Genomic DNA, 18,960 nt, shown 5'->3' with positions numbered 1-18,960 from the left:
TTTTTTATTTTTGATGCAAGTTATAGACTTGCATCTTTTTATTGTTTGATAAATATAAAATGGAGGTAATTTTATTATGGAACAAACACAAACAAACGATTTTCTTGAAAAAGAAAGTCTAGGCAAATTAATGAAAAAATATGCAATTCCTTGTGTAATTTCTTTATTAGTTGCCGCTCTTTACAATATTGTTGACCAGATTTTCATTGCTAATGCAAGTTATCTTGGTTCTTATGGAAATGCTGCTAATACGGTAGTATTCCCGCTTACAGTAGTCGCTCTTTCGATTGCGATGATGATCGGTGATGGCTGCTGTACTTTTGTTAGTATTAGCCTTGGAGCTAAAGAAAATCAAAATGCTCATCGAGGTATTGGCAGTTCTATTATTACAGTTATTGTTGCAGGTATTATTTTGATGATAATTTATCTGCTTTTCCAAACACCAATTCTAACTGCGTTTGGAGCATTAGTTAATGATGAGACATACCGGCTTTCTAAAGAATATTTTTTCTGGATCACTCTTGGTATCCCGTTCTATATGTTTGGCCAGGCAATGAATCCAATCATTCGTTCAAGCGGTAGTCCAAGTTTTGCTATGGGAACACTTTTAATTGGAGCAATACTAAATATCATCTTTGATCCAATTTGCATTTATGTCTTAAATTGGGGAATGATGGGAGCTGCAGTGGCTACAATTTTGGGACAAATTGTATCAGCTATCGTCTCAGCTATTTATCTAGCTCGCATGCAGTCTATTAAAATGAGTCCTGATAGTTTTAAATTTCGAGCTTCACTTATGAAAAAAATTCTGCCTCTTGGTATTACAAGCTTTTTATCACAAATCTCTATCGTTCTTTCTATGGCTGCGGTATTAAATATGGTAGCAAAATATGGTGCTCTAGATCCAATTTTTAAACAAGCCCAATATGCCCAGATTCCCACGGCAGTTATTGGAATTGTTATGAAATTCTTCCAAATCGTAATTTCAATTGCAGTTGGCTTGGCAGCTGGATGTATTCCAATTGCAGGATATAATGTTGGGGCTAAACGAAATGATCGTGTTAAAAGTCTAATGAAATTATTACTTATCACAGAATTTATTGTTGGCTTGATAGCTTCTGCCCTTTTTGTATTATTCCCACACCAGTTTATTAATATTTTTGGGGCTAAAAATGAAAGTATTTATTATACTGATTTTGCTGTAAAAACAATTCGTATCTTTCTTTGTTTATTACCACTTTCCTGCTTAAATAAAGGAACTTTTATCTTTTTGTAATCGCTTGGTAAAGCAAAACAATCAACTATCCTTTCAATGACTCGTGAAATCGTTTTTGGTGTTGGTCTACCACTACTATTACCGCTTTTTATGCAATTAGATGGTGTGTTATTCTTTATGCCTATTGCAGATGTTTTAACTGCTATTGCATCAATAGTAGTAATCATTAATACTAATAAGACTTTAGACCAGTTAATAGATATGTCAGAAACAAAAAATACACATATTGAAAGTACAACTAATGAAATACCATTAACAGATTACATCATTACGATCGGTCGCTTTTATGGAGCTGGTGGAAGAAGTATTGGTAAAAAAGTTGCCAAACAGTTAAATATTCCTTATTACGATTCAAAACTACTTGAAAAAACTGCTCAAAATAGTGGCTTAAGCCATAAATTTTTACAAAGTATCGATGAAAAACCGATTGATAGCAACATGTTATATTGTTCTGTTGGTTTTATGAGTAATGGTTATGAGTTAATTGCCAGTCAAGCTTTAAAAGCTCAAAGAGAAATAATTAATGGTCCTTGTATCATTGTGGGGCGTTCTGCTGATCAAGTTCTTGCAGGAAAGCATAAAATATTTAGAGTATTTATTACTTCTAGTAAAGAAAATCGTATTAAACGTATTATGAAAAGAGATTCATTGACCAAAGCAGATGCAAAGAAAAAAATATCTAAAGTAGATAAAGAACGGTCATTATATTATAACCAGCGTTCAGAAAAACGCTGGGGTGATGCAGCTGGTTATGACCTTTGTATTGATACAGACTGGTTTGGTATTGACGGAGCTACATCTTTAATTGTTGAAGCAGTTAAAAAACAGTAAAACTACTAACAATTAAAAAATAGGTACAAGGTAAACATGCCTAAATAAACTCACGAAGTGGTAAGTTGAATTATTCTTGAAAAAATGTGTTTTTATTTCAAAAAGAAGAACAAATGAATTTCATGATCGTGAGTACAGAAAATTTTCATTATTGATTATATATTAAAGAAGAAAAAACTATTTTATAGTATTTCAATCAGTATAATTAAAAAATGTTTCTTTAAATAAGGTAGATTTTATTGAGATAAATAAAGTGGAAATTATTATAGGAATATTCATTTAAGGTATAATTAAGAACAAAATAAAGAACAAATAAGGAACTCATACATTGAATAAAAGTTCCTTATTTTGTTATAATAAGATATAAACATAGGAGGTTAAATGGTAAATGAAGTTACAATTTCAATATACTCATGAATTAGTTAATGAACTCATAAAGATTGAAAAGTATAAGACTGCTTTAGATTATTTGTTTTTACCTACAAGAGCAAAACAAAAATTAATGTATGAAGCAAAATTGAAAAAAACACATTTTTCAACAAGTATAGAAGGGAATGTGTTGTCTTTAAATCAAGTAGAAAGAGTTATACAAAGTAAAGATAATGGCCATAGGTTGAATGCTGAACAGGAAGTTCAAAATTATTGGGATGCTCTTACCTTTTTAGAAAAATCTGCAAAAAAACAAAGGCAAATTGATTTAGAATTTATTTTAGAATTACATGACCTTCTTGAAAAGAAAGGAGCTAAGAAAAAAAGAATTGATTTTAGAAGACCTACTCCTCCAGGAGTTTTGTTTGCTGTATATGATGCAAAAACGAGGAAACCTGAGTATATACCACCTGAATCAAATGATATAGTTCCTTTAATGCAAGAACTGTTTAATTGGTATAATGAGAATAGTCATTTACCAGTTCCTATTATAGCAGCTATTATGCATTATGCTTTAGTAACTATTCATCCTTTTTTTGATGGCAATGGAAGAACCTCAAGAGCACTAGCAACTTATATTTTAATGATTAATCATTATGACTTTAAAGGATTTAATTCTTTTGAAGAATATTATATGTCAGATTTGGATGGATATTATTCTTCTTTACAGATGGGACTTCCTGTTTTGTATTATGATGGTAGAGAGAACCCACCCCATTTAGAAATATGGATACTCTATTTTTGTAAGATTATGGCTATAAATGCAGAAAATATATATTTACAATCTCTTGCTGTTTCTAAAAAGAATAGTTATACAATTTTAAATAATTTATCTAAAAAGGATTTAATTTTGATTAGGTATTGTATAGAAAATAATATAACAATTGTTAAAAATAAAGAATTATCAATTCTTTTTGGAGTATCAACAAGAGCAATTTCTAAATGGATGCCAGAGTGGGTTGATAAAGGGATTCTTGTTCCTAATAGTGGACAGAAAAGAATAACTTCATATCGTTTATCTCATGAGTTTGCATCATTAAAAGTTTCTGATTTGGGATTTACTGATCAAAATATATAATAAGATATTTATTGATTTTTGTGAAATATGGTGAATAAATAATACTTAGTATAAAGAAAATATGAGGTTATTGAATATGAAAAGATACATTGCATTTTTGCGTGGTATTAATATAAGTGGTAAAAATAAAGTATCTATGGCTGAATTAAAGACAGAATTTGAAAAACTTGGATTTAAAGAAGTGAAAACATATTTGAATAGTGGTAATGTGATTTTTTCAAGTGATGAAGATGATATAGAAAAAATGATGTCAAAGATTGAAAGGGGTATAAAACATCATTTGGGGTTTGACATTCCTGTTTTTGTTATATTAAAAGATAAATTAGAGGATGTTTTGTATCATGCACCTCAATGGTGGAAAAATGACAATAAAGAAATTTATGATAATCTGATTTTTATTATACCACCAGCTACATTTATTGAAGTATATGATGAAATTGGAGAGCCTAAAAAAGAATTCGAAAAGATACAAAATTATAATGAAGTGATATTCTGGTCTTTTAGTCGAAAGGATTATCAAAAAACAAATTGGTGGTCTAAAACAGCTAGTGTCAATATTAGTCAAAAATTAACAATAAGAACAGCGAATACAGTTAAAAAGATAGTAGGAATGTAATTGCTCTTTCAATTTAAGTTTTTAAGAATATTTAAAAATATTGATCTATGTCAATATAAACATAGATTAGTATATTTATTAAAATATTCAATTTATCATTTTTTAAAAGTAAGCAGTAAATAGTATAGTGTATTATTTACTTCATGTGCAACGTGATTTCTTGCATCTTGGAGTAATTTTCAATTTCATTTATCATTTCATCATTAATCAGCTCGTTCATGACTACCTCCTCATCTTTTAAGTGTTTTTATTTAAATTTAACAGTAACATATTAATATACTTACGAATTCTTATTTTTTATCATTTATATAAAATCAGCAACAAACCCAATACCGATAACATGGTGTTGTTTTGATTTATAAACATATCCACTTTCAACAAATTATTTTTTATCAAATCAGCAAACATAGTTTCTATCGATTTATAGATCATTGATTATCTGGGTCTTCACATAAATCAAAATAAATTGCTCTTATTTCATCTTTTAATTGACCATTTAAAATAAGATCTAGTCATTAAAAAATTTATCATCTTTATTTTTTAAACAGTCTTATTTATTCATCATAACCATAAATTTCATATGATTAACTTCAAATATATTATATCTCTTATTTTGAAAAATAAATATTTTTTATTTGTTTGAAATACATTTAAGTGTATTGATACAGACTGGTTTGGTATTGACGGGGCTTGTTGAAGCAGTTAAAAAAACTGTAAAACTACTAACAATTTAAAAAATAGGTACTTATAAAGTACCTATTACCATGGTCTTGGTGGACGTGGCGGCCTGGGACCGGGTGGTGGCGGAAATCCCGGATGCCATGGGCCAGGTTGCCACGGTGGTCTTGGTGGTGGCGGTGGAGTAAACAGCCACCAGAACCAAAATGGCGGATTAATTAAACCATAAGGCTCCTTTTCTATGAAAATTTCATTTTGAAACGGATCCATTATAACACCTCTCTTTACTATATCTTATTCCAATTAATAATATTGTTATAGGCAGTTTAAATAAAACATCAATAATAAAAGACATCTTCAAGGATGTCTTTTTGGTTATTATTTTATTCGTACCAATTCTAAATAACTAGTATCTCCCATAAGTCCTGGTGTTCCTCCCGTAACAAGAATCAGTTCACCTGATTCAACACCATTTTCTCGAGCAATGAGTTCAGCATAATCCATCATAACTGAACGGGTCGACATAAATTTACAGATAACGGGTTTAACTCCCCAATTGATTGCTAATGCTCTCGTTGTTTCTACTAGTGGCGTAGCTGCAATAATTCGTGCTTCAGGACGATAACGTGACATTTTTCGAGCTGTAAAACCACTTTCAGTAAATGCAATAATTGCCGCTACTTGAAATTTTGAAGCAATTTCTGCAACAGACATACAAATTGCTTCAGATGTATCTTGAGGTGCTGTTAAAATAGCTTGACGATGTAAAGCATCATAATCTAAACTTTCTTCTGTCTTTAAAGCAATGCGACTCATTGTCATAACTGCTTCTTGAGGATATAAACCTGATGCTGATTCTCCGGATAACATAATTGCATCAGTTCCATCAAAAATCGCATTAGCAACATCACTTACTTCCGCCCGAGTAGGACGTGGATTTTGCTGCATACTTTCCAACATTTGTGTTGCTGTAATAACTATTTTTCCTTTATCTTTACATTTGCTAATAATTTCTTTTTGAATCAGTGGAACATCTTCAGCTGGTACTTCTACACCTAGATCACCACGAGCTACCATGATTCCATCAGCCACGTTCAAGATTTCATCAATATTTTCTACGCCCTCACTATTTTCAATTTTGGCAATTATTTGAATATCAGACCGTCCATTTTCAATTAATAACTTTTTTACATCAAATACATCCTGGGCTCTTCTTACAAAAGAAGCAGCAACATAATTAAATGGCTCTCCACATCCAAAAGTTAAATCATCAATATCTTTGGCTGATAAATAATCAAATCCTAATTTAATTCCTGGAACATTGATTCCACGTTTATTTTTTACGATTCCATTATTTGCGCACACACAAACAATATCAGTTCCTTCAACATGATCAACTAATAATTCAACTTGACCATCATTTACTAAAATAAATCCCCCAGGTTTAACATCTCGATACAATTCTTTATACGTAATTGTAAATCGCTCACTTGTACCTTCAATATCTTCTTGACAAATAGTAACAACTTGACCATTTTTAAACTCAGCTTTTCCCCCTACAAAATCCCCTGTTCTAATTTCCGGTCCTTTCGTATCTAGTAAAATTGCTACAGAAGTATTTAATTCCTTATTGATTTCATCAAGTAATTTAATTTTATTTAAATGTTCATCATGACTACCATGAGAAAAATTAAGTCTCATTACATTCATTCCAGCTTTGACTAACTTAGTTAACATCTCTTTATTATCAGATGCCGGTCCAATTGTACAAACAATTTTTGTTTTACTCATTTTTTCATTTTTTAACATATTATCATTACCATCCTTTTTTCTCTTCATACAAATATTATAGCTGATTGAAAGTTTACTTGCGAGACTTTTTAACAAAATCAGCCTGCTCAAAAGTAAAAGGAGCTATCATGCTCCTATAATACTTTCATTCCACCATATTTGCGTACTTTTAATACATGGCATGAATCTTTACCAAAAACTTTTTCAATTTTCTCTTTATAAACAGGTACAAATTCATCTTTAACAAATGCCTGAATCGTTCCCGCAAATCCACCACCATGAACTCGACAAACACCATTATCACCGATAATTTTTTCTGACATCGCTAAACCAATAGAAACACTTTGATTTTGCACATCACAGTTTGCATAAACATTTTGTAAAAACTTATAAGAACTGTCACCAGACGCTTTGACCAATTTTTTAAATTCTTCAAAATCTCCTGTATTTAATGCTTCAACTTGTTTTTCAACCCTTTTATTTTCTGCAAATAGATGAATCGCTCTTAACACTGCTCGATCTTGACAAGCTGCTCTTGCTCCCGCAATATCATTAAAAAACGCTTCTTCATCAACTTCACGTAAAAATTCTTTACCAAAATAATTAGCCACTTTTTTCATTTCACTAGGAATTGCTGCATATTCATCTGTCAAATCAGCATGAGAACCTTTTGTATCTACGATACATAAACTATGTCCAAACTTAGAAAAATCAACATCAACTTTAACAACAACCGGTTTTTCAACATCTTTAAAATCAATATTGATCAAACTTCCAACTGAGCTGGCACATTGATCCATGAGACCGCATGGTTTATTAAAATAAACATTTTCAGCATACTGCCCTACTTGAGCAATCAATACTGGATCAATTTTCATATCATTGTATAATCCAGAAATAATCGTTCCTATGATTGTTTCAAATGCAGCTGATGATGACAATCCAGCTCCCATTAAAACATCACTAGTAATAAATGCATTAAATCCCCCTACTTCATATCCTAATTCTTTTAAACGCGCACATACCCCTCTGATCAAGGCTTCTGATGTCCCTACTTCACTTTCCTTTTTTTCTAAATCATTTAAATCAATTGGTGCGATATCAAAATCATCTGATAGCACTTTAATCGTATTTTCTACCTTTCCCACTACAGCAATCGCATCAAGATTGACCGCTGCCGCCAAAACACATCCATGCTGGTGATCAGTATGATTTCCACCAACCTCACTGCGTCCAGGAGCGCTATAAATTTCTATTTCTTCATCTCCATATAGATCAATATATTTTTCGATTGCTTTGATATAACGGGCTTGATGATAATCTAATAAACTTTCATCAACATAAATGTCATTTAATAAATCGTTATATTTATTATTTTTCAAATCTTCTTTTACAATTGTTGCTTTAATCATTATTCAATCACCTCAAATTTATATGATGTAGTTTCATCATATGTTTCACCTTTCTTTAAAATTGTTGTTGGTTCTTTTTCAATATTTATTGCATCTGGTAAATTCTGCGTTTCAATACATACTGCATAGCGTCGTGGATAACTAATACCATATTTACCAATTCGACCATCTAAATAATTAGCTGTATATATTTGCGCTCCAGGAAGAGTTGTATTTACAGTCAATTTTCGACCTGTTGCTGGATGATATAATTCAGCTTGATTTTTATCTTGATTAAAAATGAATGGATGATCAAATCCAGCTCCTAATCTGATCTGTTCATCATCACTATCGATAACATCACCAATTCTAGTCATTGTATTAAAATCAAATGGTGTTCCTTTTACTTTAGCAAATTCACCAGTTGGCAAGCCATCAGGATCGATACATGCATATTTATCACTATGAACTAATAATTGATGATCATAGATATCTTCCTTAGCACCAGATAAATTAAAATATGAGTGATTAGTAATGTTGATAATCGTATCTTCATCACTAGTAGCTAGATATCTAATTATTAAAGTATTTTTATCCAAAGTATAAATTGCTTTAAAATTTAAATTACCAGGATATCCTTCTTCACCATCTTTAGATAAATAACTGAATTCAATACTATCTCCTTCAAATTTATAGTCAAAAACTTGATAAGAAAAACCTTTGATTCCGCCATGTAAAGAATTTGGACCATTATTAATTGGTAATGTATATGTTTTATCATTTAAAGTAAACTTACCTTTACCAATACGATTAGCAGTTCTTCCTACTAAAGCCCCTAAATAGGCATCTTTAGTCTGATAATCACTAAAATCATCATACCCTAAGACAACATCATCAATATTGTCATTTTTATCCTTCATTAATACTTTTATGACCGTACAGCCATAATTAGAAACGACCACTGTTAATTCATCATTTTTCATTTCTATCAAATCAATTTGCTCGTCAATTTTTTTTATTACTTGAATCATCTTATTCTCCTTCCAATACTAAATTAACAAAATTAGTCAAACCATCAATTCCTTGATCATCCATTTTAAATACCCCCGCATCCTCTAAAACCATGACAAACTTGCTTGTTACTGCCTCTTTTAAGATTTCTTCAACATTTTCTTCACTAAAATCATAGTTATTAATTAAATCTTGGTACCAGTCACGGTGCTTTTCTAATTCTGGATAATCATTAATATTCGCTTTGTTGAGTAAACAATCACCTAATAATTTTAATTCATCTTTTAATCGTGCTGGTAAAATAGCCAACCCCATTACTTCTATTAAACCAATATTTTCTTTTTTAATATGATGAGATTCTTGATGCGGATGAAAAATACCATCAGGATATTTTTCACTAGTACGATTATTTCTTAATACTAAATCAATTTGGTATTTATCACCTTTCATCCTTGCAATCGGAGTGATCGTATTATGTGGGGTATCATCACTATAAGCAATAATATCTAAGATCGGTTCACTATATTCACGCCAGTAATTTAAAATATCATTTGATAATTGAATCAATTCTTCTTTGTTTTCTGAAGTTAGTCTAATTGTTGATAAAGGCCATTTTACGATCTCAATGAGCGTATGGGGAAATTTATCACACTTTAATGTTTTCAATACCTCAGCGCTTTGAATCGGAAATTCGTACTTGCCCCCTTGATAATGATCATGAGATAAAATAGATCCTCCGACAATTGGTAAATCCGCATTTGAACCAATCATATAATGAGGAAAAATATCTAAAAATGAAAATAAATTCTTAAAAGTATTTTCATTGATTACCATCGGTTTATGTTCTTCATTAAAAACTATACAGTGTTCATCATAATATACGTATGGTGAATATTGTAAATAATAATTCCCGGTTTCTAATTTTAAGGGAATGATTCGATGCGTTTGCCTAGCCGCACGATTTAAATCTCCTTCAAATCCAACATTTTCTTTACATAGTAAACACTTAGGATAACCGCTTGATTTAACTAATTTAGCTTTTGCGATTTCCTTAGGGTCTTTTTCTGGCTTAGATAAATTAATAGAGATTTCAATATTTCCATATTTAATATATTTTTTCCAGCGAATATTTTTATCTGTTCTACTTTTTCTGATATAGTTTGAAGCAATTGATAGTCGATAATAATAATCAGTAGCTAATTGCGGATTGATTTTATATTTTTGTTTAAATGTTTCAATGACTGTATGAGGGCGTGGCATGATACAGTTCATTATCTTAGTATCAAATAAATCTCGACTTGTAACATCATTTTCAATTAATCCTTTTACTACTGCTTTATCCAGTAATTTTTCTAAAATTGGCGCAGCTAATGGAAAATGTTCGTTGATTCCTTCATATTCAAAATTATCTTCCTTTAATAAATCCAATAATAAATTTACTGAATAATCACATTCATCTTCTGTTATCATTTCTTTATCCAAAGCAAACTGGATCAATTGATTTATTTCATGATTCATATATTTTCTCCTCTCTTATAGACAGTTTTATTTTATCGTTTATATAGTAAATTGTCAATTATTTTCACTAAAATATAAGTAAATTTTTACCTATTAGTTGACTAAATTTTACTTATTAATTATAATATAACTATAATAAATAATCATTACAGCTATTGCTGCAGCGATGATAAAATTTACATACTAGATATCCTAATTGCCATATATTATAAAAATAATTTCTCTACTGAAACTTTTATAATAACAAAAAATAGGGTATAATATTACAAAACAGATAAGGAGGAAAAGCATGGCTACAATTAAAGATATTGCCAATCTTGCAAATGTTTCTAGCGCTACTGTTTCACGAATTCTTAACAACGATAAAACATTATCAGTTCCAGAGGAAACAAGACGTGCTGTTTTTAATGCGGCCAAAAAATTAAATTATACAAAAAAAAGAAAAGCTACTAAAAATGATTTTACCTTGGGAATTGTTCAATGGTATTCATTACAACAAGAAATTGATGACCCATATTATTTACAAATCAGACAAGGAATTGAAAATTTTTGTTTACAAAATCAAATTAGTGTAATCCGTACTTTTAGATCTGATCAAAATTATCTTGAAGCTCTAAAAAATGTTAACGGTTTAATTTGTATTGGTAAGTTTAATGATCGTGAAATTGTTCAATTTAAAAAAATTTCAAACAAAATTATTTTTTTGGACATGATAAGTCCAAATCATGAAGACAGTACAATTACTTTAGATTTTAATAAAGCGGTAACTGATGCCTTAAAATATTTAAAAGCTTTAAATCATAAGAAAATAGGTTTTTTGGGTGGAAAAGAATATGTAGATGATAGTGTTTTATACCATGATAATCGTAAAGAAGTATTCATTGATTTTTGTAATCAAAATAACATCATTTACGAACCATATCTATTGGAAGGGGAATTTTCCAATGAGTCTGGTTATACGATGATGATCGATATGATTAATCAAGGTGATTTACCGACTGCAATATTTTGTGCCAGTGATCCCATTGCAATTGGTGCCTTAAGAGCTTTACAAGAACGCAACATTAGAGTTCCTGAAGATATTTCATTAATTGGTTTTGATGATATTAAAGCTGCCAGCTTTACAACACCACCTTTAACTACAGTCTTTGCACCGGCTGATTTAATGGGGGAATATGGTGCTAACATTGTATATAATCTTTTAAGTAAATATTCTTCACCTACACCAGTGCAAATAACTTTACCTTGTGTTTTAATTGAAAGAGAATCTTGTAAAGAAGTCGATTAAAAATCGATTTTTTTATTTGAAAAAACATACTAGGAGATTCTAGTATGTTTCACTTAAATTTCATGATAATTACTCTTTTTTATTTCTTTTTAAATACACAAATATGATCATCGCTATTAATAAAGCAAGTATAGCTAAGCTGCTAATAAATAATGGTTTATTCAAATACCAGCGTACAAAGAAATTACTAGATATTGTAAAATTATTTATTTCTTTGGTACTTTTGTTTCCAGCTTTATCTAGAACAACAATTTTTAAATTTTGTGTTCTATTTTTTTCAGGAATTGAAACTATAAAATTATTTTCATTAACTTCATCTACATTTATATTTTTATCATTTAATAAAACCTCAATTTTGTCTATCATCAAATTATCCTCTACTGATAACTCGACTTTTTTTACAGTTTCATCATAAATATTATTAGATTTTAAATTATGTACTGCAATTGTTGGAGCTGTTTTATCAATTATAAAACTAATATCAGCATTTTTATTTTCAATAATATTTTCATTTAAATTCCCTGCCTCATCCACAGATGAAGTTATTATTCTATATGCACCATCTTTTTCGAATAACTCTGATTTTAATGCATATGTATATCTATACCATGCTCCTTCATTGGTTTGAACTAAAGCATAATCAACATCTTTTTTCAATTCTTTGATTTGTCCATTAATACTTATCTTAACTGATGTTTCAATTAATCGATTAACATTCAATTCATCAAATACTATTTCTTGACTATTTTTATGATAATGCTGATTAAGAATCTTTAATAATTTATCAGAAAAAACATATGTTGATCCAAAGCGATTAACTGAATACATAATATTTGTTTCTGATTTATTACCAGCTTTATCGCTTAATGATGCTTGTATCATATATACATCATCATTTTCTTTTTCATGCAACATATCATCAAAAACAAATATTTCCCCATTTGTCTGAGGGGTTCTAGTACCCCCAATTTCCATAGTTCCACGATGATCACCAATTAAACTGATATTTAATTCATTTATATCATAATTAGTATCTTTACCTAAAACAGCAGGTTTTACTTCACCAGAATTTGCCGAATTTGCTTCAACACCACTTATAATTAACTCTGGCGCTGTTTTATCAATATAAAATTCATCTTTATTGTAATCATCCATTTTATTTCCAGCTTTATCAATATACTCGATGTCAAAACTATAGAGTGCATCTTGATCATATTTTATAGTTGCAATATTTTTATCATTATTTCTTGTCCAGCTGCTTATTTTAGGAAATGCTTTTGTAACCCCATCATCAATAGCACTGCTGATAATATTGACTCTACTTGGATCAAAATTATGTTCATCGATCGTAATAGTAGCTGTTCTAGATTGATTAAAATAGTTATTATTTTTAGCACTATAATTATCATATGATATATTCAATACCGGTTTTGTTTTATCTAAAACAAACTTGTTTGTAAATGGTTTATTTAAATCAAACCCCATCATATCTTTTCCGCTTATATATACTTCATAATCAGCATCTTCATTAAATATTATCTTTGTTTGATAAACAGCATTAATAGTATCTTCATTGCCAGAAACTAATTGCCACTGCAATTTTAGTCTTTCAAGATTACCATTTTTACTAACTATTACATCCATTAAATCAGCATCAAAGTTTATCTCTTTTACATTCAATGTTAAAACTCTATTTTCTTTATAAAAATCTGTAAAAGTATTATCTGCGTTATAATTATCATACTTAGTTTCTAAAACTGGAGCATCTAAATCCCGATAAATCACCCGCTCTATTTGTGATATATTTCCAGCGTTATCTTTAACAATTATCTTCACTGCTATTTTTCCATCTTCTTCGCTTTGCAGAAAATCAGTATTAAACGTAGCAGCAAATTTATCTCTTTTTTTCTTAGATAAATCATAACACAATTCACTAATGATCTTACCATTCACTTCAACATCAACAGTAGATAATCCTGAACTATCTTGTCCATTACTAATATCACTAATTGTATAACTTATTGTCGTGTTTTGATTAAGCCATTCTTTTTGATTGATCGTTTTTACTGTTCCTTCTACTTTTATTGGACTGATTACAGGATTTTGATTATCAATAATAATATTTTCAAATCCTCTTTCATTAGCTTCAATAATCTTTTTCCCTAATTCTTCAGTTGTTATTTTTTGTCCTAAATTATCCTCTGTTTGGATATAGGCACTAAAAAATTTATTTGTCAATTCAATTCTAAAAGTATATGTTTCTTTATTATCACCAACATCATAAGCCTTTATTTTTTGAAGAATTGTTCCTGTACTATCAACAATATTTAAAACTGTTTTTTCTGCATTTATTCCAGAGCTTGAATTATATTCATAAGTATCATTTAATTTTACAACTATATCAACATAATCATCAGCACAATAAAACTTATTTGCTTCAAAAAAGAATAATTTTCCTTTTTCACCAGCCTTTTTGATTGTCACTTTTTCAACTTCTGGAGCTCTAAAATCACGATATAATGTCAATGATTTTTCGGCTTGATTGCCAGCTTTATCAATTACAATGATTTCAATTACTAATTTTCCAGAATCTTTATTATAATAAGCTGATAAATCGCTTGTATTTAAAATATTATCTATATTATAAACATTCTTATCTAAATAAGCATTATTGATATAATCTCTACCGTTTACTTTAATAATTAATTCTTTAATACCCGAACTGTCACTATTTTCAATTAAATCATTAACACTATAACTAATATCAAGATCTTTGCAAAACCATATTTTATTATCAAATTCAATAATATTTGAATTATCTACGAAAACTTCTAATCCAGGACTTTTATCATCAATTAGAATAGGGACATTCAATTGTTCACCGTTACATTTATATTCCAGGTTTTCAATATACGTAGTATTTTCGACGTTATCAACAGCAATTAAAGCCATTGTAAAATTAGTATTTTTTTTATCTATTTCAAAAATATAATTATCACTATTTCCAACTTTCTTTCCCTGATATTCTAAAATTGTTTCTTGATTATTTTCTACAAATTTAATTTTTAAAATTGGAGATTCTTTAAGTCCTGATACGGCACTGGGCTGATCTTTGTTATCCTTAATTGGAATAGTAACAATGATATTAGAATTAGCATAAGTACCTAATTCGTCAAAATAAAGTTGTCCGTTTTCTGCAGTTAAAACAGCTTCTTCAACAATTGGTGCAAGATTATCAATACCCGTAATTTCAATAGCTTCGCTTTTAACCGTATTTCCTAACATATCCTTTACTTCAATATAATATGTTCCATTTTCTAAAACTGTTTTTTCAAAACTTCCATTATTCTTACCCTTTTCAAAAACCGGCTCATGGCCTTTTTGATAAATAGCAAAACCATATTCAGCTATACCTACTCCATCATCACTAGCTTCAACTTTGATCATAAATCCTTTTTTTTGATTTGAATATTTACTATTTTCAGCAAACATATTAATAATTTCATAATTATTAATGATTGGTGCTTCATTATCAATATTGATCTTTAATTTTTTAGCCTCACTGATGTTACCAACTTCATCTTTTGCATAAAAATAGTAAATTCCTTCTTCATCAAAATAAAAAGTATTATTGTTATTAAACTTTATATTATTAATATCATCAGTTCCACTACAAGCATAGCTGAGTTTCTCAGATTGTTGATCAGATGCCTCTATTTCAACTTTTGCCCTTTTTCCATATGACTCTTCATTAGAATTGGTTACAATATTATAATACATTAAATTGACATTTGAAATTATTGGCTTTTCTCTATCGATCATGATTTCACTACTGTTGCCTAATTGATCAAATACTTCGACTGTAAGCTCTTTATCGGGGATATCAATAAGTTTAAATTTGCCATCCTTACTTTCTAGTTCTTTTACTTGATTTTTATCGTTATGATATGATGAGACATATTTTTCTATTCCCACCCCTTCATCACTAGCAAATATTGTTAAAAAACCTTTATCTTCATCAAATTCATAAGCTTTTTCTTCAAATTCTGGTGCTGTACTATCAATACTATCAATTTCTATATTTAGCGGTTCAAATAAAATAATTCCGCTTTCTTTACTTTCTATTTGACATAAGTATGTAGCATTTTGATAAACATTAAAATTATTATCACTTTGAAAACAGTTTTCTTCGCCATCTTTTACTAATGAGTAATAATAATCTTCTATTAAAAAAGTATTTTCTTCCAATTCATCATCAAAATTTATTTCAACATTAAATGACTTAGCCCACGTCTTATTATCTTTTACAACTACTTTATCTGATGTTATATTAGTTTTTATCTGAGGCAGTTTTTCTTGAATACCTAATACTTCAACATTAAATGAAGACATATTATTGAATTCATCAATTAACATAATTTCATATTTACCATTGCTTCTAAAATTTAATATAACGTTTAAATTATCTGAATTAATATTTTTTTCATCAATTTTTTCTTCTGATGAATTAAAAACCCTATACATACAAGTATCTTTAGAAATATTAAATGATACTTCCGCCTTATTATACATTCGTGTTTCATTATCATATTCACTATATTTTAAATTCAAATTACTATGAACAGGAGCAATTGTATCGATATTTGCTTCAATTTGTTCATTATGCGCATTTTTTACATATAAAATATAATTTTTATTTTCTGCAACTTCAAATTCTGATTCATTTTGATATATTGGTGTTTCATCTTCATCAGAAACCAAAGCATACTGATAGTCATCACTATTTTTCATTGTTACTAACAGGAGATTATTCTCTATTACGACAGATTCTATATCATTTATACTAAAATCGTGTTTTTCTTCTAAAGCATTAAGATTAGTAATTCTAATATTTAAAAATATATTAGTAATTACTAAAAATAAACTAATGATTTTTTTTATTTTATTCATTATCCTTTCACCTCTGCTATTATTTCTTTAGTATTAATTACCATTTCTGTTTCTTCCAAAATAAATATTATTTCTTCATCAATTCTTTGATTCATTAATTCAATCGTTGAATTATCTAAAATAGTTGTTTCTTTCTCTGATAACACTCTTGTCATATTATCAGATGATATCTCTACCGTCTTATTTTCATCTTTAGAAATAACAAGACCTGATTTTCTTTTATTAATATACGTACCTTTACTAATTTCGTTTATTTCGCTTAAAGCAGTTTTTCCAGTTAAAAAATTATATACTTCTTTTATATCGTAATGAAAATATAAAAAAATAGTCACTATTAAAAAAGTTATTGATAATACAAAACAGCCTATTGAAACAACTGCAAATGTTGAAGCTTCCATTATTCCACCACCTTTTCTTCTATCAAATAAGCATTTTCGATTATTTTATACACAGCCTCGTTTCGACTAATGATATATTCTTTCATTTCTGCTGTCTTTTTTGAAGAAGGATCGATCATATCTAATTTTTTTCCAACATCATTATATATTGAAATGAGTTCTTTTTTTTCAATACCATCAGATACAAAATCATGAATATAATTTTCAATCGAATTAAAAATCAGTTTATATGTTTCCAACTTGATTATTTCACTTTCTTTTTTACTATCAACAAGTTTTAAAAGTTCTTCTAAATCTTGAAAATAAGAATTAAATATTCCTTTAATGGAAGCTCCCTCATTTATCTTTACTTGTAATTCTTTATAAAAAGTTCCAATTTTATAATATATCTGTGCTGTTACATGATAATCACTATTTTCATCACTATTATTTATCGCATCGTTAAACCAGCTAATTGAATTGATCATTTTTGTTATTTGGGTACTATTAGGATCATTATCACCATAATCATAGTAATACCAATATAATCTTCCTATTTCAAAAGCTATTCGACCATAATCTTTTGATTTTTGTAGACTTGGCAAATACTGTACTACTTCTTCTTTAAATTCTGCTGCTTCATCTATATCAAAGGTATTATTGTCTTTATAAATTTCAACGAGTTTTTCATACGCTTCACTATTTTGTGGCAATATGCTTATTGCTTTAATACAATAAGTACGCTTTGTAATACTATCAGTAGCTTTTTCCGCTAATGATAGATTATTGTTGTAATTCGATTCATTTAAGCCATTCCTTATTAAAATAGCAGTTATCCCTGCAAGCAAAAAAATAATTGTAAATATACTAGAAAGAATAAATTTCTTCATTTTTTTCTTTTGCATTGCTTTAAACAAATCATCTTCTTCCTCATAGTGTTCTAAAGCATACAATAATTCAGCACAAGATTGGTAGCGATCTTCAGGATTTAGTTGAATACATTTTTGAATAATATTTTCTAATCCTCCTGATAATGCAGGATTCCAATATCTAATGGGATAAATCTTATATGGCGGCTCAGTGGGATTTTGACCAGTGATCAAATGATACAAAGTCATGCCTAAACAATAAATATCTGTACGTGCATCTGTCTGTCCTTTCCCGCCAAATTGTTCTGGTGCGGCATATCCTCTTGTTCCCAAATATGTTGTATCATTTACATTTAGTTCTTTATATTCCCGAGCTATTCCAAAATCAATTACTTTAATATTTCCATCCGGCTTCAACATTACATTTCCCGGTTTCATATCGCGATAGATTATCGGCGGTTTTCTAGTATGCAGATAATAAAGTACACCTGTTAATTGTTTTGCCCAATCGATGACTAACTCCTGACTTTGAGCACCTTGATTATTTACAACATATTCTAATGTTTCACCTTCGATGTAATCCATGACAACATAAATGACTTGATCATCTTCAATAATATCGACAATTCTAGGTAGTGCAGGATGGTCTAATTTCTTGATCATGTTTGCTTCAGCTATTGCACTTTGGATTATGACTTCGTTATTAGCATTTGTAGTACATTTTTGTAATTCTTTTACTGCCCATTGTTTATTTAAACGTTTATCCATCGCTAAATAAACAACTGACATCCCTCCTTGTCCTATTTTTTTTAATATTTCATATTTATTATCAATAAAGCTTCCAATTTTAGCCAAAA

The 18,960-nt window shown here is 29.1% G+C and carries 12 protein-coding genes; 5 read left to right on the top strand and 7 right to left on the bottom strand.

Annotated elements, in window-relative coordinates; translation table 11 throughout:
* The first annotated feature begins 76 nt into the window (after window positions 1–76).
* From BR82_RS15225 to BR82_RS0105730, 4 genes are all read left to right on the top strand, one after another.
* Window positions 77–1,276, top strand: a complete 1,200-nt coding sequence (locus BR82_RS15225; RefSeq protein ID WP_205618733.1) for an MATE family efflux transporter — start codon at window positions 77–79, stop codon at window positions 1,274–1,276.
* Between the two features lie 36 nt (window positions 1,277–1,312).
* The gene (locus BR82_RS17420; RefSeq protein ID WP_205618732.1) at window positions 1,313–2,107 is read left to right on the top strand and encodes a cytidylate kinase-like family protein; all 795 of its coding nucleotides are present in this window, start codon (window positions 1,313–1,315) and stop codon (window positions 2,105–2,107) included.
* A gap of 388 nt (window positions 2,108–2,495) precedes the next feature.
* Window positions 2,496–3,614, top strand: coding sequence for a Fic family protein (locus BR82_RS0105735; RefSeq protein ID WP_027089419.1), 1,119 nt, complete (start codon window positions 2,496–2,498; stop codon window positions 3,612–3,614).
* A gap of 76 nt (window positions 3,615–3,690) precedes the next feature.
* Entirely contained in the window at window positions 3,691–4,230 is a 540-nt protein-coding gene (locus BR82_RS0105730) for a DUF1697 domain-containing protein (protein WP_027089418.1), read from the top strand.
* Window positions 4,231–5,286: 1,056 nt separating this feature from the next.
* Here BR82_RS0105730 and pyk read toward each other — a convergent pair.
* The 4 genes from pyk to BR82_RS0105700 form a co-directional block, all read right to left on the bottom strand.
* Entirely contained in the window at window positions 5,287–6,717 is a 1,431-nt protein-coding gene (pyk, locus tag BR82_RS0105715; RefSeq protein ID WP_027089416.1) for a pyruvate kinase, read from the bottom strand.
* A 116-nt stretch (window positions 6,718–6,833) separates the two neighbouring features.
* Window positions 6,834–8,111: a galactokinase gene (locus BR82_RS0105710; RefSeq protein ID WP_027089415.1), complete on the bottom strand. Its 1,278-nt coding sequence runs from the start codon at window positions 8,109–8,111 to the stop codon at window positions 6,834–6,836.
* Complete coding sequence (locus BR82_RS0105705; protein ID WP_027089414.1) at window positions 8,111–9,121, bottom strand: aldose epimerase family protein; 1,011 nt, start codon at window positions 9,119–9,121, stop codon at window positions 8,111–8,113. Before BR82_RS0105705 ends, BR82_RS0105710 begins: the two co-directional genes overlap by 1 nt.
* A 1-nt stretch (window position 9,122) precedes the next feature.
* The gene (locus tag BR82_RS0105700) at window positions 9,123–10,619 is read right to left on the bottom strand and encodes a UDP-glucose--hexose-1-phosphate uridylyltransferase (protein WP_027089413.1); all 1,497 of its coding nucleotides are present in this window, start codon (window positions 10,617–10,619) and stop codon (window positions 9,123–9,125) included.
* 289 nt (window positions 10,620–10,908) lie between these two features.
* Here BR82_RS0105700 and BR82_RS0105695 point away from each other — a divergent pair, with 289 nt between their 5' ends.
* Window positions 10,909–11,907: a LacI family DNA-binding transcriptional regulator gene (locus tag BR82_RS0105695; RefSeq protein ID WP_027089412.1), complete on the top strand. Its 999-nt coding sequence runs from the start codon at window positions 10,909–10,911 to the stop codon at window positions 11,905–11,907.
* A 69-nt stretch (window positions 11,908–11,976) separates the two neighbouring features.
* Here BR82_RS0105695 and BR82_RS0105690 read toward each other — a convergent pair whose 3' ends face one another.
* From BR82_RS0105690 to BR82_RS0105680, 3 genes are read right to left on the bottom strand one after another with little or no spacing between them, the layout of a single operon-like run.
* Window positions 11,977–16,857 (bottom strand): hypothetical protein, encoded by a 4,881-nt coding sequence (locus BR82_RS0105690; RefSeq protein WP_027089411.1) that lies wholly within the window; start codon window positions 16,855–16,857, stop codon window positions 11,977–11,979.
* Window positions 16,857–17,255 carry a hypothetical protein gene (locus BR82_RS0105685; protein WP_027089410.1) on the bottom strand — a complete coding sequence of 133 codons (399 nt, stop codon included), beginning with the start codon at window positions 17,253–17,255 and terminating at the stop codon, window positions 16,857–16,859. Before BR82_RS0105685 ends, BR82_RS0105690 begins: the two co-directional genes overlap by 1 nt.
* Window positions 17,255–18,958, bottom strand: coding sequence for a serine/threonine-protein kinase (locus BR82_RS0105680; protein ID WP_027089409.1), 1,704 nt, complete (start codon window positions 18,956–18,958; stop codon window positions 17,255–17,257). Before BR82_RS0105680 ends, BR82_RS0105685 begins: the two co-directional genes overlap by 1 nt.
* Between the last annotated feature and the right edge of the window lie 2 nt (window positions 18,959–18,960).

Origin of the sequence: Thomasclavelia saccharogumia DSM 17460, assembly GCF_000686665.1 — a bacterium.
GTDB classification, from domain to species: domain Bacteria; phylum Bacillota_I; class Bacilli_A; order Erysipelotrichales; family Coprobacillaceae; genus Thomasclavelia; species Thomasclavelia saccharogumia.
The sequence above is the reverse complement of the archived record's forward strand: the minus strand, read 5'-3'. Positions and strand labels throughout refer to the sequence as shown.